This is a genomic window from Serratia myotis (assembly GCF_027474885.1).
Classification (GTDB): Bacteria; Pseudomonadota; Gammaproteobacteria; order Enterobacterales; family Enterobacteriaceae; genus Serratia; species Serratia proteamaculans.
Genome location: NZ_CP099707.1, coordinates 5,301,388 through 5,319,521, shown reverse-complemented (window position 1 = coordinate 5,319,521; position 18,134 = coordinate 5,301,388). Strand labels below are relative to the sequence as shown.

Below are 18,134 nucleotides of genomic sequence, written 5' to 3'. Positions count from 1 at the left end.
TTCGTTGGCTTGTCCAACAGAACGACTATTACGAAAGTTATTTTCGAGCATCGCTTCACGAGTTGAAGCAAATCAAGCTTTTAATTGAAGAGTTTGATCATGGCTCAGATTGAACGCTGGCGGCAGGCCTAACACATGCAAGTCGAGCGGTAGCACAGGAGAGCTTGCTCTCTGGGTGACGAGCGGCGGACGGGTGAGTAATGTCTGGGAAACTGCCTGATGGAGGGGGATAACTACTGGAAACGGTAGCTAATACCGCATAACGTCTTCGGACCAAAGTGGGGGACCTTCGGGCCTCACGCCATCAGATGTGCCCAGATGGGATTAGCTAGTAGGTGGGGTAATGGCTCACCTAGGCGACGATCCCTAGCTGGTCTGAGAGGATGACCAGCCACACTGGAACTGAGACACGGTCCAGACTCCTACGGGAGGCAGCAGTGGGGAATATTGCACAATGGGCGCAAGCCTGATGCAGCCATGCCGCGTGTGTGAAGAAGGCCTTCGGGTTGTAAAGCACTTTCAGCGAGGAGGAAGGGTAGTGTGTTAATAGCACATTGCATTGACGTTACTCGCAGAAGAAGCACCGGCTAACTCCGTGCCAGCAGCCGCGGTAATACGGAGGGTGCAAGCGTTAATCGGAATTACTGGGCGTAAAGCGCACGCAGGCGGTTTGTTAAGTCAGATGTGAAATCCCCGCGCTTAACGTGGGAACTGCATTTGAAACTGGCAAGCTAGAGTCTTGTAGAGGGGGGTAGAATTCCAGGTGTAGCGGTGAAATGCGTAGAGATCTGGAGGAATACCGGTGGCGAAGGCGGCCCCCTGGACAAAGACTGACGCTCAGGTGCGAAAGCGTGGGGAGCAAACAGGATTAGATACCCTGGTAGTCCACGCTGTAAACGATGTCGACTTGGAGGTTGTGCCCTTGAGGCGTGGCTTCCGGAGCTAACGCGTTAAGTCGACCGCCTGGGGAGTACGGCCGCAAGGTTAAAACTCAAATGAATTGACGGGGGCCCGCACAAGCGGTGGAGCATGTGGTTTAATTCGATGCAACGCGAAGAACCTTACCTACTCTTGACATCCACAGAATTCGGCAGAGATGCCTTAGTGCCTTCGGGAACTGTGAGACAGGTGCTGCATGGCTGTCGTCAGCTCGTGTTGTGAAATGTTGGGTTAAGTCCCGCAACGAGCGCAACCCTTATCCTTTGTTGCCAGCACGTCATGGTGGGAACTCAAAGGAGACTGCCGGTGATAAACCGGAGGAAGGTGGGGATGACGTCAAGTCATCATGGCCCTTACGAGTAGGGCTACACACGTGCTACAATGGCGTATACAAAGAGAAGCGAACTCGCGAGAGCCAGCGGACCTCATAAAGTACGTCGTAGTCCGGATCGGAGTCTGCAACTCGACTCCGTGAAGTCGGAATCGCTAGTAATCGTAGATCAGAATGCTACGGTGAATACGTTCCCGGGCCTTGTACACACCGCCCGTCACACCATGGGAGTGGGTTGCAAAAGAAGTAGGTAGCTTAACCTTCGGGAGGGCGCTTACCACTTTGTGATTCATGACTGGGGTGAAGTCGTAACAAGGTAACCGTAGGGGAACCTGCGGTTGGATCACCTCCTTACCTAATGATATTGATTGCGTGTAGTGCTCACACAGATTGTCTGATGAAATGAAAGAGAGCATAAGGTTTAATCTTCCCGGTTAAGCCTTAAAGCACCTTGTCGGGTCTGTAGCTCAGGTGGTTAGAGCGCACCCCTGATAAGGGTGAGGTCGGTGGTTCAAGTCCACTCAGACCCACCAATTCCCTCCTATCCTGCGTTGTCGCCCTGGTTGTTTACGTGAGTAAACGTCGCAGGACTTCGCTTTGACTAGAAGCGAATTGGCGAAGGTAGTAGACAGGGTGTAGAAAAATGCTTTTCTGATATGGGGCTATAGCTCAGCTGGGAGAGCGCCTGCCTTGCACGCAGGAGGTCAGCGGTTCGATCCCGCTTAGCTCCACCATATCAAAAAAATCTTAAAACTGATTCGCAAGAATCACGTTTAAGATTTTGCTCTTTAACAATCTGGAACAAGCTGAAAATTGAAACATGACAGCTGAAACTTACTCCTCCGTAGAAGTACTGGAGTAAGGACTAACCTGTCATAGAGTCTCTCAAATGTAGCAGCACGAAGGTGGAAACACTTTTGGGTTGTGAGGTTAAGTGACTAAGCGTACACGGTGGATGCCTAGGCAGTCAGAGGCGATGAAGGGCGTGTTAATCTGCGATAAGCGTCGGTAAGGTGATATAAACCGTTACAACCGGCGATACCCGAATGGGGAAACCCAGTGCAATTCGTTGCACTATCATACGATGAATACATAGTCGTATGAGGCGAACCGGGGGAACTGAAACATCTAAGTACCCCGAGGAAAAGAAATCAACCGAGATTCCCCCAGTAGCGGCGAGCGAACGGGGAGGAGCCCAGAACCTGAATCAGTTCTTGTGTTAGTGGAAGCGTCTGGAAAGTCGCACAGTAAAGGGTGATAGTCCCGTACACTAAAATGCATTAATTGTGAGTTCGATGAGTAGGGCGGGACACGTGACATCCTGTCTGAATATGGGGGGACCATCCTCCAAGGCTAAATACTCCTGACTGACCGATAGTGAACCAGTACCGTGAGGGAAAGGCGAAAAGAACCCCGGCGAGGGGAGTGAAATAGAACCTGAAACCGTGTACGTACAAGCAGTGGGAGCCTACTAGTTGGGTGACTGCGTACCTTTTGTATAATGGGTCAGCGACTTATATTTTGTAGCAAGGTTAACCGTATAGGGGAGCCGTAGGGAAACCGAGTCTTAACTGGGCGAATAGTTGCAAGGTATAGACCCGAAACCCGGTGATCTAGCCATGGGCAGGTTGAAGGTTGGGTAACACTAACTGGAGGACCGAACCGACTAATGTTGAAAAATTAGCGGATGACTTGTGGCTGGGGGTGAAAGGCCAATCAAACCGGGAGATAGCTGGTTCTCCCCGAAAGCTATTTAGGTAGCGCCTCGTGAACTCATCTTCGGGGGTAGAGCACTGTTTCGGCTAGGGGGCCATCCCGGCTTACCAAACCGATGCAAACTCCGAATACCGAAGAATGTTATCACGGGAGACACACGGCGGGTGCTAACGTCCGTCGTGAAGAGGGAAACAACCCAGACCGCCAGCTAAGGTCCCAAAGTCATGGTTAAGTGGGAAACGATGTGGGAAGGCATAGACAGCCAGGATGTTGGCTTAGAAGCAGCCATCATTTAAAGAAAGCGTAATAGCTCACTGGTCGAGTCGGCCTGCGCGGAAGATGTAACGGGGCTAAACCATGCACCGAAGCTGCGGCAGCGACGCTTAGGCGTTGTTGGGTAGGGGAGCGTTCTGTAAGCCGTTGAAGGTGGCCTGTGAGGGTTGCTGGAGGTATCAGAAGTGCGAATGCTGACATAAGTAACGATAAAGCGGGTGAAAAACCCGCTCGCCGGAAGACCAAGGGTTCCTGTCCAACGTTAATCGGGGCAGGGTGAGTCGACCCCTAAGGCGAGGCCGAAAGGCGTAGTCGATGGGAAACAGGTTAATATTCCTGTACTCGGTGTTACTGCGAAGGGGGGACGGAGAAGGCTAGGCTAGCCGGGCGACGGTTGTCCCGGTTTAAGCGTGTAGGGGGAGTGACTTGGTAAATCCGGTTACTTATTCAACCCTGAGGCGTGATGACGATGCACTACGGTGCAGAAGTAGTTGATGCCAAGCTTCCAGGAAAAGCCTCTAAGCATCAGGTAACATCAAATCGTACCCCAAACCGACACAGGTGGTCAGGTAGAGAATACCAAGGCGCTTGAGAGAACTCGGGTGAAGGAACTAGGCAAAATGGTGCCGTAACTTCGGGAGAAGGCACGCTGGCGCGTAGGTGAAGAGACTTGCTCTCGGAGCTGAAGCCAGTCGCAGATACCAGCTGGCTGCAACTGTTTAATAAAAACACAGCACTGTGCAAACACGAAAGTGGACGTATACGGTGTGACGCCTGCCCGGTGCTGGAAGGTTAATTGATGGGGTCAGCCGCAAGGCGAAGCTCTTGATCGAAGCCCCAGTAAACGGCGGCCGTAACTATAACGGTCCTAAGGTAGCGAAATTCCTTGTCGGGTAAGTTCCGACCTGCACGAATGGCGTAATGATGGCCAGGCTGTCTCCACCCGAGACTCAGTGAAATTGAACTCGCTGTGAAGATGCAGTGTACCCGCGGCAAGACGGAAAGACCCCGTGAACCTTTACTATAGCTTGACACTGAACATTGAGCCTTGATGTGTAGGATAGGTGGGAGGCTTTGAAGCGTGGACGCCAGTCTGCGTGGAGCCAACCTTGAAATACCACCCTTTAATGTTTGATGTTCTAACTCGGCCCCGTAATCCGGGGTGAGGACAGTGTCTGGTGGGTAGTTTGACTGGGGCGGTCTCCTCCCAAAGAGTAACGGAGGAGCACGAAGGTTAGCTAATCACGGTCGGACATCGTGAGGTTAGTGCAAAGGCATAAGCTAGCTTGACTGCGAGAGTGACGGCTCGAGCAGGTACGAAAGTAGGTCTTAGTGATCCGGTGGTTCTGAATGGAAGGGCCATCGCTCAACGGATAAAAGGTACTCCGGGGATAACAGGCTGATACCGCCCAAGAGTTCATATCGACGGCGGTGTTTGGCACCTCGATGTCGGCTCATCACATCCTGGGGCTGAAGTAGGTCCCAAGGGTATGGCTGTTCGCCATTTAAAGTGGTACGCGAGCTGGGTTTAGAACGTCGTGAGACAGTTCGGTCCCTATCTGCCGTGGGCGTTGGAAGATTGAGAGGGGTTGCTCCTAGTACGAGAGGACCGGAGTGAACGCACCACTGGTGTTCGGGTTGTCATGCCAATGGCATTGCCCGGTAGCTAAGTGCGGAAAAGATAAGCGCTGAAAGCATCTAAGCGCGAAACTTGCCTCGAGATGAGTCTTCCCTGGGGACTTGATCCCCCTGAAGGAACGTTTAAGACTAAGACGTTGATAGGCTGGGTGTGTAAGTGCAGCGATGCATTGAGCTAACCAGTACTAATGATCCGTGAGACTTAACCTTACAACACCAAAAGTGTTTTGATTTGAGAGTAGATTTTCAGCGACGTTCCGAGATTGGTTCTGATGGCTACGGGTAGTAGCGGTTGGAATGAAACAGAATTTGCCTGGCGGCAATAGCGCGGTGGTCCCACCTGATCCCATGCCGAACTCAGAAGTGAAACGCCGTAGCGCCGATGGTAGTGTGGGGTCTCCCCATGCGAGAGTAGGACACTGCCAGGCATCAATTAAACGTTATCGGTTTGACACCTGGTAATGAGCAAGATCGCCATGAGCGGTCTTGCCACATCGAAAGATGTAACGTGAAAGAACCGGTGGAGCGGTAGTTCAGTTGGTTAGAATACCTGCCTGTCACGCAGGGGGTCGCGGGTTCGAGCCCCGTCCGTTCCGCCACTTATTTAAATTATGCCTGCTAATTTTAGCAGGCATAATGTTAAGCATGATTTAGGGGCGTAGCTCAGTTGGTAGAGCACCGGTCTCCAAAACCGGGTGTCGCGAGTTCGAGTCTCTCCGCCCCTGCCATATTAGGAACCCTTTGCGAAAGCGAAGGGTTTTTTTTGCTTTCTACTTTTCCTAAATCCTCGCTATTCCCCTGATAAATTGCCTAAAAACCCTACCAAACCTGTTCCCAATTTAGACATTTTTAGCTGGATCCATGTACAAAATGGTTGTTCTCCCGTGATGTGATGCCGCTCATTATTCCTGCCTGATTTTCGACTACACCTAATGGGTGTCCGAGTCTTTGGATACCTAGTTCACCAGAAAAATATGCAGCATACACAACAACAGTTACCGCTGTCTGAGGCCACCAGGAGCCAGGGCAGTGCGGGGAGAACAAACATGGTTAAACGTCTGCTGTTAGCGGCCGCCATCACTGGCGCATTGATAAGTACGGTACAGGCGGCACCGTTGGTCGTCGGTTTTTCTCAGATTGGTTCCGAATCGGGCTGGCGCTCTGCGGAAACCAAGGTTTCGAAACAGGAAGCGGAAAAGCGTGGTATTACGTTAAAAATCGCCGATGCGCAGCAAAAACAGGAAAACCAGATCAAAGCGGTCCGATCCTTCATCGCCCAGGGTGTTGATGCCATTTTCATTGCACCGGTAGTCGCCACCGGGTGGACTCCGGTACTGCAAGAGGCCAAAGAGGCCAAGATCCCGGTATTCCTGCTCGACCGGATGATCGAAGTGAACGATCCCTCGCTGTATACCGCAGCCGTGGCGTCCGACAGCGTGCATGAAGGCAAGGTTGCAGGCGAGTGGCTGGTTAAAGAGGTCGCCGGCAAGCCCTGTAACGTGGTGGAACTGCAGGGGACCGTGGGCTCCAGTGTCGCCATCAACCGCAAGAAAGGCTTTGCCGACGGCATAGCCACCGCTGCCAACGTTAAAATCATCCGCTCACAATCCGGCGACTTTACCCGCAGCAAGGGCAAAGAAGTGATGGAAAGCTTTATCAAGGCCGAGCAAAACGGCAAAAATATTTGTGCGGTGTATGCGCATAACGACGACATGGCGATCGGTGCTATTCAGGCAATCAAAGAGGCGGGCTTAAAACCGGGTTCACAGATCAAAATTGTCTCTATCGACGGTGTCCCTGACATATTCAAAGCGATGGTGAATGGTGAAGCCAACGCCACGGTCGAGCTGACGCCGAATATGGCCGGCCCGGCGTTTGATGCGTTGCTGGCGATGAAAAAAGATGGCACTCAGCCGCCGAAGTTTATCCAGACCGAATCGAAACTGCTGCAGCCGGATACCGCGAAACAGGAATTTGAGCTGAAGAAAAGCATGGGCTATTAATCCACTCACCGGCGGGACAGAAGATGGTCACATCTCAAACCACGTTATTGGCGATTAAGGGATTATCCGTTGAGTTTCCTGGCGTTAAAGCGCTGGAGCAGGTTGATGTCACGTTACAGCGCGGAGAGATTATGGCGCTGCTGGGTGAAAATGGCGCGGGGAAATCTACGCTAATCAAAGCGCTAACCGGGGTTTATCAGCGTTCCGCCGGTGAGATATTGCTGGAGGGTACCGCCATTGCCCCACAGAGTACTGCACAGGCGCAGCTGCTGGGGATTGGTACGGTTTATCAGGAAGTTAACTTGCTGCCGAACATCTCGGTGGCGGCTAATTTGTTCATTGGCCGTGAGCCAACGCGCTTCGGCCTGGTCGATCAAAAAAAGCTGCTGCACCAGGCCCGGCAGCTTTTGCTGGGGTATGGATTACAGTTGGATGTCAGTCAGCCATTGGGCAATTACTCCATTGCGATCCAGCAGATTATCGCTATCGCGCGGGCGGTCGACTTGTCGGCCAAAGTTCTGATCCTGGATGAGCCAACTGCCAGTCTGGATGCCAAAGAAGTCAGCATGTTACTGGGTATTCTCGGCCAGCTCCGCAGCCAGGGCATGGGGATGATCTTTGTCACCCACTTCCTCGATCAGGTTTACCGTATTTGCGATCGCATCACTGTACTGCGCAACGGTAAGTTAGTGGGGACCCGAATTACCGCTGATTTACCGCGTCTGGAATTGGTACAGATGATGCTTGGCCACGCGTTTGACGAGTCGCTGCTTAAACGAGGTGAGCACGCGCCAACGGATGCGCCATCCCTGGTCGAATTCAGGGGTTATGGACGACGCGGCATGGTTGAACCCTTTGATCTGCAAATCCGTCCGGGCGAAATTGTAGGCTTGGCCGGTCTGCTGGGCTCTGGCCGCACGGAAACGGCTCAGCTGATATTCGGCATCAAACCGCGTGATAGCGGCAGTGCGAAAGTTGAGGGTCGTACGGTGAACATCCGCACGCCCCGTAAAGCTGCCAGCCTCGGTTTTGGTTATTGCCCGGAGGACCGAAAAACCGACGGGATTGTCGGTGCTGCGACGGTAAGGGAAAACATCATTCTGGCCCTGCAGGCGCAACGCGGTTGGTTAAAACCGTTATCACTGCGGGAACAAACCCATATTGCCGAGGATTATATCCAACTGTTGGGCATTCGCACGCCGGGGCCGGAGCAGCAGATCCAATATCTGTCCGGCGGAAATCAGCAGAAGGTGTTGCTGTCTCGCTGGCTGGCAACCAAACCGCGCTTTTTGATCCTGGACGAACCAACGCGCGGCATTGACGTTGGCGCGCATGCTGAAATCATCCGCTTGATCGAAAAACTCTGTGATGAAGGGCTGGCGCTGCTGGTGATTTCGTCCGAACTGGAAGAGCTGGCGGGCTATGCCGATCGTATCCTGGTGCTACGCGACAGAAAACACGTGGCGCAGCTTGAGCATGACGCCATTACGGTACCTGCGATCATGCAGGCGATAGCCGCGCAGCAGGGGGCCGAATGAACCTCAGGAGTTTCTCCATGACCGGTGGACCACGTAAAGTCAGATGGGTCTTCCCCGCAGGGGCGACACAACTGGGGGCGCTGGCGGTGATTTTGTTAATCGACAGCCTGGTCGCCCCGAATTTCTTTTCCATCCACATTCAGGATGGTCGACTGTTTGGCAGTGTGATCGACATTGTTAACCGTGGCGCGCCGGTAGCGTTATTGGCATTAGGCATGACGTTAGTGATCGCCACCGGTGGTATCGACCTTTCGGTGGGGGCCGTGATGGCTATTGCCGGTGCCACGGCCGCAACGCTGACCAGCGCCGGTTATCCGCTGGGTTACGTGCTGGCGGCTGCCTTGGCGGCGGGTGCGCTGTGTGGCCTGTGGAACGGCTTTCTGGTGGCAGTACTGCAGATACAACCGATTGTCGCCACGCTGATGCTGATGGTGGCCGGTCGTGGTATTGCGCAACTGATCACCGAAGGACAAATCGTCACCTTTGAACGAGAAGGGTTGGCTCGGCTTGGCAGCGGTGCGCTGATGTATCTGCCGATGCCGGCGATCATTGCCGCAGTGATGCTGCTGTTGATCTGGCTGCTGACGCGTAAAACGGCGCTGGGGCTGTTTATCGAAGCCGTGGGCATCAATCTGCGCTCGGCACGCAACGCGGGGGTCAGTACGCGCTGGGTGGTGATGGCGGTATATGTCATCTGCGGACTCTGTGCTGCGGTGGCCGGGATTATCGTCACGGCGGACATCCGCGGTGCAGACGCCAACAATGCCGGGCTGTGGCTGGAGCTGGATGCGATCCTGGCGGTGGTGATTGGTGGCGGCTCATTGCTGGGCGGGCGTTTTAACCTGCTGTTGTCGGTGGTGGGAGCATTAATCATTCAGGGGATGAATACCGGTATTCTGCTGTCCGGCTATCGGCCGGAATTTAATCTGGTACTGAAGGCGATCGTGGTGCTGGCGGTGCTGATGGTGCAATCACCCAGCGTCTCGTTGCGCCAACTGCTTAGGAGAAGAAAGCCATGATCAAACGTAATCTTCCACTGTTGATTACTGTCCTGGTGTTCCTTTTGGGCTATGGTTTTTGCCTCACTCAGTTCCCCAGTTTTGCTTCAACGCGGGTATGGTGTGACTTGCTGACCGACAACGCCTTTCTTGGCATCGTTGCGGTAGGCATGACGTTTGTGATCCTTTCCGGCGGTATCGATCTGTCGGTTGGCTCGGTGATCGCCTTCACCGGGGTGCTATTGGCCAAATTGATCGGAACCTACGGTATTGCACCGGGCTATGCGTTTGTTATTGCGCTGCTGATGGGCGCTTCGTTCGGCGCATTGATGGGTTGGATTATTGATGTACTGAAACTTCCGGCGTTTATCATCACGCTGGCTGGAATGTTCTTCGTGCGGGGCATGAGTTTTATCGTCTCGGAAGAGTCGATTCCCATTGATCATCCGTTGTATGCCGCGCTGGCGAACTATGCCTGGAAACTGCCGGGCGGTGGCCGCTTTACTCTGTTGGCGTTGGTGATGCTAATGGTGGTGGCGGTCGGCATAGTGTTAGCGCACCGCACCCGCTTTGGCCACAACGTCTACGCCATCGGCGGTAACCGGGTGTCTGCGGCACTGATGGGCGTGCCTGTGCAGCGTACGACGGTGCTGATTTATATGCTCTCAGGCACATTGGCAGCCTTGTCCGGGATTATTTTCTCGTTGTATACCTCGGCAGGCTACGCGCTGGCCGCCAGCGGCGTGGAGCTGGATGCCATTGCCGCGGTAGTGATTGGTGGCACCTTGTTGACTGGCGGGGTCGGTACCGTGCTGGGTACGCTGTTTGGCGTGCTGATCCAGGGGCTGATTCAGAGTTACATCACTTTCGACGGTACGCTCAGCTCCTGGTGGACCAAAATCGTTATCGGCATCCTGCTGTTCTGCTTTATCGGCCTTCAGAAGGCGATGAGCGCGTTTTGGCTTGGCAGACGAACCAAACCCCGCCATCCTCGTCTGAAGCCGTTATAGCGCCTCATGCTGTGGTATTTAAAGGTATTTTCAACAGTTGGCGGATCAACGGCTGTTGGTCGCTATTTTGCAGCCAAACGGCGTACAGCGGGCGGATAATCGGCGGGATATCGGCGGTGGCGGCCAACTGCGGATAGTCCTTCTCCCATTGGCTGGGCAGGAAGGCACAGCCGCCGGTGGTTTCCAGCAGTTGTCGGGTCAGGTGTGCGGAGGTGGTGGTCAGCACCGGCAGGGTATCCCCTTCCAGCATACGGCTTTCCTGTTGGTGGAAATCCGCCCCCCATTCCAGCTTGATATAGGGCATCGGCGCCTGTTTATCACGCAGGGTGGAGGAGAACAGCCGCAGCGAAAAATTGCCCAATAGCTGGCTGGCCAGTTCATCCATCTTGGGTGGCTCGGTGGTAATGAGCAAATCGAGCTGCCTTTCATGCAGCTGTTTTACCAAAGAGTGCCGTAATGCCACCCTGGCTTCCAGTTGTAACGCCTCACGTTGTTGATACAGCGATTGCAGCCACGGGGTCAGATAAGCTTCCCACAGCGACGCGGTGGCGCCGATGGACAATTCGGTATGCTGCAGCGAACGCACCACCTCTTTTTTTGCCAATTGCCAGGTCATCATCAGGCTCTCAGCATAAGGCAGAAGCCGCTCCCCAGCTGGCGTCAGCCGGATATTGTTACGATGACGAGTGAATAAATTCGCGCCCAATTGGGTTTCTAACTGGCGGATACGAAAACTGACGGCAGACTGCGTTAAGTACAAGGATTCTGCAGCTCGGCCAAAGTGACGCGTTCTACTGACCTCCAAAAAGGTTTTCAGTAATTCGGTATCCACACCCATCTCCAGAAATTTTTATCGTTAAGATTTAAATGTTTTGTTTTACACAATGTCAAGCCTATCTAATACTCCGCGCCATAAACAGCACGGCCATGAGAGAATTAGGAGCGTGTCAGATGGCGGATAGCTTCACCACGACCAATCGTTTTTTTGATAATAAACATTATCCTCGCGGGTTCTCCCGTCACGGCGATTTCACCATTAAAGAAGCGCAATTACTAGAGCGTTTCGGGTATGCGTTCAACGAGCTGGACGCAGGCAAACGTCAGCCGGTCACTGAAGAAGAACAGTTGTTCGTCGCAGTGTGCCACGGTGAGCGTGAGCCGGTTACCGAGCAGGAAAAAGTATGGGCTAAATATCTGGTGCGCACACGCCGCCCGAAAAAATTCCATACCCTGTCCGGCGGCAAGCCGCAGGCTGATGCGGTGGAAGATTACACCGACAGCGACGACTGATATCGATGGGGCCTTTGGGCCCCATTTTTATTCCAGGCTGCGGTGCAGCTGCAGCAACAGGCGGTCCATACTGCGGTAGCCAAGCGCTTCGCTCAAATGGCGCTTATCAATCTCCCGATCCCCCGCCAAATCTGCCAGTGTGCGAGCCACTTTTAAAATCCGTTGCCAGGCGCGAACCGATAATCCCAATTTGTTTAACGTCGTCTCAAGAAAGTCCGCATCTGCCTCGCTCAGTGCGCAATCCCGTTCAACCTCGTGATTATTTAGCAGGGCATTGATCTTCCCGGCACGTTCGAGCTGCCTTTCACGTGCCAACAGCACCCGCTCCCGTACCTGTGCGCTACTTTCACCGGCGATGCGTCGTTTGCTTAGCACGCCCGGTGGCAGCAGCGGCACCTCAATCGATAAATCGAAGCGATCGAGGAACGGCCCTGAAAGCCGTCCGAGATAGCGCAGCACCTGTTGTGGGGACGCGCGGTTGTGCATGCCCTGATAATGCCCGGTTGGGCTGGGGTTCATGGCTGCGATCAACTGTACCCTGGCCGGAAAGCAGACCTTGGCCGTGGCGCGTGAAATGACGATCTCGCCAGACTCCAGCGGTTCACGCAGGGCATCCAGCACCCGTCTTTCGAATTCAGGTAACTCATCAAGAAACAGCACGCCGTTGTGCGCCATGGAAATCTCACCCGGTCGCGGCAGTGAGCCGCCGCCAACCAGCGCGGCCATCGAAGCACTGTGATGCGGTGCACGAAACGGCCGCTGTCGCCACGGCAGCGCTTGCGCGGGATGGTGCAGCAGGCTGGCGACGGCGATGCTCTCCAGCGCCTCACGGTCGGTCAGCGGGGGCAGCAGGCCATTCAAACGGCTGGCCAGCATGGTCTTCCCGGTCCCCGGTGGGCCGACCAGCAGCAGGTTGTGGCCCCCGGCGGCGGCGATCTCCAGCGCCCGTTTCGCCTGTTCCTGGCCCAGAATATCTTGCAGATCGGCAGGCTCCTGCGTCGTCTCCGTTGCCGGCGGTGCGCTGGCTGCCGGTAAGTCGCCCTTGCCTAACAGAAAGGCACACACCTCCAGCAGGTGTTCTGCCACAAGGGTTTCGCTCTGGGTAATCAACCCCACCTCCCGGCCATTAGCGGTAGCCAAAATCAACTGCCTGCCCGCATCCAGCGCCGCCAACGCGGCGGGTATCGCGCCACTGACTCCCCGTAGTGCACCGGATAACGCCAACTCTCCCAGGAACTCATAACGCGCCAGCTTATCAGCCGGCAACTGTTCGGAGGCCGCGAGGATCGCCAGAGCAATCGGCAGGTCGTAACGGCCGCCTTCCTTGGGTAAATCGGCGGGTGCCAGATTGACGGTGATGCGCCGGGCGGGAAAGGTGAAGCCGTTATTGATCAGGGCACTGCGCACCCGATCGCGGGCTTCTTTCACCGTGGTTTCCGGCAGGCCGACCATGGTCAGGCCGGGTAGTCCGTTGCTGATATGCACTTCCACCGTAACCGACGGGGCCTGAACGCCCAGTGTGGCTCGGGTATAAATAACCGCCAGTGCCATGTTGCTCTCCTTGCTGAAGGCAACATGATGCGGGAGATGGGCCAGCGGAGTGCGGCAAGCTTGGGGTATTTGCGTGCTGAGTCGTAATTAAAATTATAAATTTCATAAAGATAACGAATTTTTGTGCAGAGCTGCGCAAAGGGTGGCAATACCCCCTAACAATTGCGTGAATGCTGCAACAAATTAGCAGGCTAACCAAGTTGCGGTGAGAGGGGGAATGGGTGTATTTAACAATTGATTAAAATAAAAATCACTTCGTTAACAAACTCCGACCGCCGTCGCCTTCCGACACGGCAGCCGCTAAACCTCATGACCTCGTATTCCAGAGTAGGGATAACACTATGTTTGGTTGGACCCCGCTGCAACGCAATGCAGCCATCGCCAGCTTTTCAAGCTGGACGCTTGATGCTTTCGATTTTTTCGTGCTGGTCTTTCTGCTCAGCGATATTGCGCAATCTTTCCATGTCGGCATGGAGGAGGTGACGCTGGCGATCCTGCTGACGTTGGCAGTGCGCCCGATTGGCGCACTGATCTTCGGCCGGGCGGCGGAAAAATACGGCCGCAAACCGATTTTGATGCTGAATATTGTCTTCTTCTCGATCTTTGAGCTGTTGTCCGCTGCGGCACCGTCGTTGACGGTATTCCTGATACTGCGCGTGTTGTATGGCGTGGCGATGGGGGGGATCTGGGGTGTGGCATCGTCGCTGGCGCTGGAAACCATCCCAGACCGCTCGCGTGGCCTGATGTCGGGGATTTTCCAGGCCGGTTACCCCTTTGGGTATCTGTTGGCGGCGGTGGTATATGGCCTGCTGTTTGAGGTGATTGGCTGGCGTGGGATGTTCGTGATCGGCGCAGCACCGATTTTACTGCTGCCATTTATCTACTACTGCGTGCAGGAGTCGCCGGTGTGGCTGGCGGCGCGTGAACGCAAGGAAAGCAGTGCGCTGCTGCCGGTGCTGAAGAGCCACTGGAAGCTGTGCGGCTATCTGGTGTTGCTGATGGCGGCATTCAATTTCTTCTCGCACGGCACTCAGGATATGTACCCGGTATTTTTGAAAGTTCAGCACGGTTTCGACCCTAAAACCGTCAGTATCATCGCCATTAGCTACAATATCGCGTCAATTATCGGCGGTGTTTTCTTTGGTGCGCTATCGGAAAAAATTGGCCGCCGGAAGGCGATTATCATTGCTGCGCTACTGGCATTGCCGGTGATCCCGCTGTGGGCATTTTCCAGCGGCTCGCTGATGCTGGGGATTGGTGCTTTCCTGATGCAGTTCATGGTGCAGGGTGCCTGGGGCGTGATACCGACTTATCTCACCGAACTGGTGCCGGCCAATACCCGTGCGGTACTGCCGGGGTTTGTTTACCAACTGGGTAATCTGATTGCTTCGGTCAACGCCACGCTGCAGGCGACGATTGCCGAGCATCATGGCCATAATTACGGGCTGGCGATGGCGATTATCGCCGGCACGGTGGCCATCGTCATTGCGCTATTGGTGTTCTTGGGTAAGGACACGGGCAGCAAGGCGATCTCGGGCGAGGCGAAATCTTCGGGTGTGCAGGCTAACGTTTGAAATCCGGGCTTTTTGCACGAGGTATGACCAGATTGCGCCGGATAATAACGCAAAAAAAGTGTTGTCATGCCGCGCGGGACTATGGTACCTCTGTAGGTATTAGTTCGAAACGAGCACAGTGAACAAACTTATTATGAAAGCCTTTGCCCAAGTGATTAGCCTAGTCGTGATTAGCGTGGTGGTGATTATTATCCCACCGTGCGGGGCTGCACTTGGACGAAGAATGGCTTAGAAAACAAGCCGGAATCGCAAGAGAACCCCCGCACCGAAAGGTCCGGGGGTTTTTTATTGGCAAGAGAAAAGTGAAGCGAGGATAAGACAATGAATAACAGAACAAAATCCTGCGGTTGTCGAAGTAAGGCGGGGAAATAACTATGAATGGGGCTCAGTGGGTAGTACAAGCGTTGCGTGCACAGGGGGTTGATACGGTATTCGGCTACCCGGGTGGCGCAATCATGCCGGTCTACGATGCATTGTATGACGGCGGGGTGGAACACCTGCTGTGCCGCCACGAGCAAGGCGCCGCAATGGCCGCCATTGGTTATGCCCGCTCAACCGGCAAGGTCGGCGTTTGTATCGCCACTTCCGGCCCTGGCGCCACCAACCTGATCACCGGCCTGGCCGATGCGCTGCTGGATTCTGTTCCGGTGGTGGCGATTACCGGCCAGGTGGGTTCTGCACTGATTGGTACCGATGCCTTTCAGGAGATCGATGTCCTCGGCCTGTCTCTGGCCTGTACCAAACACAGCTTCCTGGTGGAATCACTGGACGCGCTGCCGGGCATCATGGCGGAAGCCTTTGCCATCGCCAGCAGCGGTCGCCCTGGCCCGGTGCTGATCGACATCCCGAAAGACATCCAACTGGCTCAGGGTGAATTACATCCGCACCTGATGCCGGTAGTGGAAGAACTTCATTACCCGACAGCGGAATTGGCGCAGGCCTTCGAATTGCTGGCGCAGGCACACAAGCCGATGTTGTACGTCGGTGGTGGGGTTGGCATGGCGCAGGCGGTACCGGCGCTGCGTGAGTTTATCGCGGTAACCCAAATGCCCAACGTTGCCACGCTGAAAGGGCTGGGCGCACCGGACGCGGAGCAGCCGTATTATCTTGGTATGTTGGGTATGCACGGCACCAAAGCCGCCAATCTGGCGGTACAGGAATGCGATTTGCTGATTGCCGTTGGCGCGCGTTTTGACGATCGCGTGACCGGCAAACTGAATGCTTTCGCCCCGCACGCCAAGGTGATCCACATGGATATCGACCCGGCGGAAATGAGCAAATTGCGTCAGGCACACGTGGCACTGCAGGGGGATTTGAAAGCCTTGTTGCCGGCGTTGCAGCAGCCGCTGAATATCACCGCCTGGCAACAGCGAGTGGTTGAACTGAAAGAAACCCATACCTGGCGCTACGATCACCCAGGCCAGCCGATCTACGCGCCGCTGCTGTTGAAGCAACTGTCCGAGCGCAAGCCCGCTAACAGCGTGATCACCACCGACGTCGGCCAGCACCAGATGTGGACTGCACAGCACATGACCTTTGAACGTCCGGAGAATTTCATCACCTCCAGCGGTTTGGGCACCATGGGCTTTGGCGTCCCGGCCGCAGTTGGTGCCCAGATGGCCCGCCCGGAGGATACGGTGATCTGCGTATCGGGCGACGGTTCGTTCATGATGAATGTGCAGGAACTGGGCACCATCAAACGCAAGCAGTTACCGCTGAAAATCGTTCTGCTGGATAACCAGCGCTTGGGGATGGTTCGCCAGTGGCAGCAACTGTTTTTTGACGGGCGCTACAGTGAAACCAACCTTTCCGATAACCCCGATTTCCTGATGCTGGCCAATGCTTTTGGTATCCCCGGCCAGCGTATCACCCGTAAAGACCAGGTCGCAGGCGCGCTCGATGCCTTATTCAACAGCGAAGGGCCTTACATGCTGCATGTGTCGATCGATGAGCTTGAAAACGTCTGGCCGCTGGTGCCGCCGGGTGCCGGTAACGAAACCATGTTGGAGAAAATATCATGATGCAGCATCAACTCTCGATCCAGGCCCGTTTTCGCCCTGAAATGTTAGAGCGCGTATTGCGCGTCGTGCGTCATCGTGGCTTTCAGGTTTGTGCTATGAATATGGCAACGGCTGCAAACACCGACAAGATTAATATTGAATTGACCGTTGCCAGCCAGCGCCCGGTGGATCTACTGTCATCTCAGTTGAGCAAACTGATGGATGTCTCCTGCGTTGAGATCCAGCAACAAACATCACAACAAATACGCGCCTGATGCGCGAGAAGGATAAGAATAATGACGAAGAAAGCCGATTACATTTGGTTCAATGGTGAGATGGTTCCCTGGGCTGACGCCAAAGTGCACGTGATGTCACATGCGTTGCACTACGGCACTTCGGTGTTTGAAGGGGTCCGTTGCTACGACTCCCATAAAGGTCCGGTGGTCTTCCGTCACCGTGAACATATGCAGCGCCTGCATGATTCGGCAAAAATCTACCGCATGCCGGTATCGCAAAGCGTTGATGAGCTGATGGAAGCCTGTCGCGCCACGCTGCGTAAAAACAATCTGGTCAGCGCTTATATTCGTCCGCTGGTGTTTGTCGGTGACGTCGGTATGGGAGTAAACCCACCGGACGGTTACAAAACCGACGTGATTATCGCGGCGTTTCCTTGGGGCGCGTATCTGGGTGAAGAGGCGCTGGAACAAGGCATCGATGCAATGGTTTCGTCCTGGCACCGTGTGGCACCGAATACCATCCCAACCGCGGCCAAGGCCGGTGGTAACTATCTTTCCTCCCTGCTGGTGGGCAGTGAAGCGCGCCGCCACGGTTATCAGGAAGGGATTGCGCTGGATGTGCACGGCTATATTTCCGAAGGCGCAGGTGAGAATCTGTTTGAAGTGAAAGACGGCGTGTTGTTCACCCCGCCGTTTACTTCTTCCGCGCTGCCGGGCATCACCCGCGACGCCATCATCAAGCTGGCGAAAGACATGGGCTTTGAAGTGCGTGAGCAAGTGTTGTCACGCGAGTCGCTGTACCTGGCCGACGAAGTGTTCATGTCTGGTACCGCCGCAGAAATTACCCCGGTTCGCAGCGTTGACGGCATCCAGGTCGGCATTGGTAAATGCGGCCCGGTGACCAAACAGATCCAACAGGCGTTCTTTGGCCTGTTCACTGGCAAGACCGAAGACAAGTACGGTTGGCTGGATCCGGTAAATCCATAATTTACCCATCGCCTTTTAAGCTGAAGCTTGAAATTCATAGGGTAAATTGA

Annotated in this window: 12 protein-coding genes, 4 tRNA genes and 3 rRNA genes; 17 read left to right on the top strand and 2 right to left on the bottom strand. The window is 54.6% G+C overall.

The features are described from left to right. Window positions 1-81: 81 nt before the first annotated feature. From NHG65_RS24995 to yjfF, 11 genes are all read left to right on the top strand, one after another. A 16S ribosomal RNA gene (locus tag NHG65_RS24995) occupies window positions 82-1,624 on the top strand. Between the two features lie 102 nt (window positions 1,625-1,726). Then, a tRNA-Ile gene (locus NHG65_RS24990) sits at window positions 1,727-1,803 on the top strand. A 125-nt stretch (window positions 1,804-1,928) separates the two neighbouring features. After that, window positions 1,929-2,004 (top strand) — tRNA-Ala (locus NHG65_RS24985). A 194-nt stretch (window positions 2,005-2,198) separates the two neighbouring features. Then, window positions 2,199-5,107, top strand: a 23S ribosomal RNA gene (locus tag NHG65_RS24980). 102 nt (window positions 5,108-5,209) lie between these two features. After that, a 5S ribosomal RNA gene (gene rrf, locus NHG65_RS24975) occupies window positions 5,210-5,325 on the top strand. Together the 16S, 23S and 5S rRNA genes with 4 tRNA genes alongside form the textbook arrangement of a ribosomal RNA operon. 94 nt (window positions 5,326-5,419) lie before the next feature. Beyond that, window positions 5,420-5,496, top strand: a tRNA-Asp gene (locus tag NHG65_RS24970). 53 nt (window positions 5,497-5,549) lie between these two features. Beyond that, a tRNA-Trp gene (locus NHG65_RS24965) sits at window positions 5,550-5,625 on the top strand. Between the two features lie 318 nt (window positions 5,626-5,943). Beyond that, the gene (gene ytfQ / locus NHG65_RS24960) at window positions 5,944-6,900 is read left to right on the top strand and encodes a galactofuranose ABC transporter, galactofuranose-binding protein YtfQ (protein WP_261427806.1); all 957 of its coding nucleotides are present in this window, start codon (window positions 5,944-5,946) and stop codon (window positions 6,898-6,900) included. 23 nt (window positions 6,901-6,923) lie between these two features. After that, complete coding sequence (gene ytfR / locus NHG65_RS24955; RefSeq protein ID WP_261427804.1) at window positions 6,924-8,438, top strand: galactofuranose ABC transporter, ATP-binding protein YtfR; 1,515 nt, start codon at window positions 6,924-6,926, stop codon at window positions 8,436-8,438. A 17-nt stretch (window positions 8,439-8,455) separates the two neighbouring features. Beyond that, complete coding sequence (gene ytfT, locus NHG65_RS24950) at window positions 8,456-9,457, top strand: galactofuranose ABC transporter, ATP-binding protein YtfT (protein WP_198404506.1); 1,002 nt, start codon at window positions 8,456-8,458, stop codon at window positions 9,455-9,457. After that, window positions 9,454-10,446, top strand: coding sequence for a galactofuranose ABC transporter, permease protein YjfF (gene yjfF / locus NHG65_RS24945; protein ID WP_099065441.1), 993 nt, complete (start codon window positions 9,454-9,456; stop codon window positions 10,444-10,446). The genes ytfT and yjfF overlap by 4 nt, the downstream gene beginning before the upstream one ends. Before the next feature lie 4 nt (window positions 10,447-10,450). On the opposite strand, the gene hdfR is transcribed toward yjfF, so the two are convergent. Next, a complete protein-coding gene (gene hdfR / locus NHG65_RS24940; RefSeq protein ID WP_099065463.1) occupies window positions 10,451-11,278 on the bottom strand; it encodes an HTH-type transcriptional regulator HdfR in 828 nt (275 codons plus the stop codon). Between the two features lie 119 nt (window positions 11,279-11,397). Here hdfR and NHG65_RS24935 point away from each other — a divergent pair, with 119 nt between their 5' ends. Next, window positions 11,398-11,736, top strand: coding sequence for a MaoP family protein (locus NHG65_RS24935; RefSeq protein WP_085119975.1), 339 nt, complete (start codon window positions 11,398-11,400; stop codon window positions 11,734-11,736). 27 nt (window positions 11,737-11,763) lie between these two features. On the opposite strand, the gene NHG65_RS24930 is transcribed toward NHG65_RS24935, so the two are convergent. Beyond that, window positions 11,764-13,287, bottom strand: a complete 1,524-nt coding sequence (locus NHG65_RS24930; protein ID WP_207980117.1) for a YifB family Mg chelatase-like AAA ATPase — start codon at window positions 13,285-13,287, stop codon at window positions 11,764-11,766. Window positions 13,288-13,628: 341 nt separating this feature from the next. On the opposite strand from NHG65_RS24930, the gene NHG65_RS24925 reads away from it, so the two are divergent. The 5 genes from NHG65_RS24925 to NHG65_RS24905 all read left to right on the top strand — a co-directional run bounded on the left by NHG65_RS24925 (window position 13,629) and on the right by NHG65_RS24905 (window position 18,084). Next, window positions 13,629-14,861 carry an MFS transporter gene (locus tag NHG65_RS24925; protein WP_099065443.1) on the top strand — a complete coding sequence of 411 codons (1,233 nt, stop codon included), beginning with the start codon at window positions 13,629-13,631 and terminating at the stop codon, window positions 14,859-14,861. Between the two features lie 133 nt (window positions 14,862-14,994). Next, window positions 14,995-15,093, top strand: a complete 99-nt coding sequence (ilvL, locus tag NHG65_RS24920; protein WP_015962288.1) for an ilv operon leader peptide — start codon at window positions 14,995-14,997, stop codon at window positions 15,091-15,093. A 142-nt stretch (window positions 15,094-15,235) separates the two neighbouring features. Continuing rightward, the gene (gene ilvG, locus NHG65_RS24915; RefSeq protein ID WP_207980118.1) at window positions 15,236-16,882 is read left to right on the top strand and encodes an acetolactate synthase 2 catalytic subunit; all 1,647 of its coding nucleotides are present in this window, start codon (window positions 15,236-15,238) and stop codon (window positions 16,880-16,882) included. Further along, entirely contained in the window at window positions 16,879-17,136 is a 258-nt protein-coding gene (gene ilvM, locus NHG65_RS24910; RefSeq protein ID WP_012147433.1) for an acetolactate synthase 2 small subunit, read from the top strand. The genes ilvG and ilvM overlap by 4 nt, the downstream gene beginning before the upstream one ends. A gap of 21 nt (window positions 17,137-17,157) precedes the next feature. Beyond that, the gene (locus NHG65_RS24905; protein ID WP_099065445.1) at window positions 17,158-18,084 is read left to right on the top strand and encodes a branched-chain amino acid transaminase; all 927 of its coding nucleotides are present in this window, start codon (window positions 17,158-17,160) and stop codon (window positions 18,082-18,084) included. Window positions 18,085-18,134: the final 50 nt, after the last annotated feature.

Excerpts from the sequence above, each read along its gene's own strand:
- ytfQ (WP_261427806.1), top strand. The coding sequence starts at position 5,944 with ATGGTTAAACGTCTGCTGTTAGCGGCCGCCATCACTGGCGCATTGATA.
- ytfR (WP_261427804.1), top strand. The coding sequence starts at position 6,924 with ATGGTCACATCTCAAACCACGTTATTGGCGATTAAGGGATTATCCGTT.
- ytfT (WP_198404506.1), top strand. The coding sequence starts at position 8,456 with ATGACCGGTGGACCACGTAAAGTCAGATGGGTCTTCCCCGCAGGGGCG.
- yjfF (WP_099065441.1), top strand. The coding sequence starts at position 9,454 with ATGATCAAACGTAATCTTCCACTGTTGATTACTGTCCTGGTGTTCCTT.
- NHG65_RS24935 (WP_085119975.1), top strand. The coding sequence starts at position 11,398 with ATGGCGGATAGCTTCACCACGACCAATCGTTTTTTTGATAATAAACAT.
- NHG65_RS24930 (WP_207980117.1), bottom strand. The coding sequence starts at position 13,287 with ATGGCACTGGCGGTTATTTATACCCGAGCCACACTGGGCGTTCAGGCC.
- NHG65_RS24925 (WP_099065443.1), top strand. The coding sequence starts at position 13,629 with ATGTTTGGTTGGACCCCGCTGCAACGCAATGCAGCCATCGCCAGCTTT.
- ilvL (WP_015962288.1), top strand. The coding sequence starts at position 14,995 with ATGAAAGCCTTTGCCCAAGTGATTAGCCTAGTCGTGATTAGCGTGGTG.
- ilvG (WP_207980118.1), top strand. The coding sequence starts at position 15,236 with ATGAATGGGGCTCAGTGGGTAGTACAAGCGTTGCGTGCACAGGGGGTT.
- ilvM (WP_012147433.1), top strand. The coding sequence starts at position 16,879 with ATGATGCAGCATCAACTCTCGATCCAGGCCCGTTTTCGCCCTGAAATG.
- NHG65_RS24905 (WP_099065445.1), top strand. The coding sequence starts at position 17,158 with ATGACGAAGAAAGCCGATTACATTTGGTTCAATGGTGAGATGGTTCCC.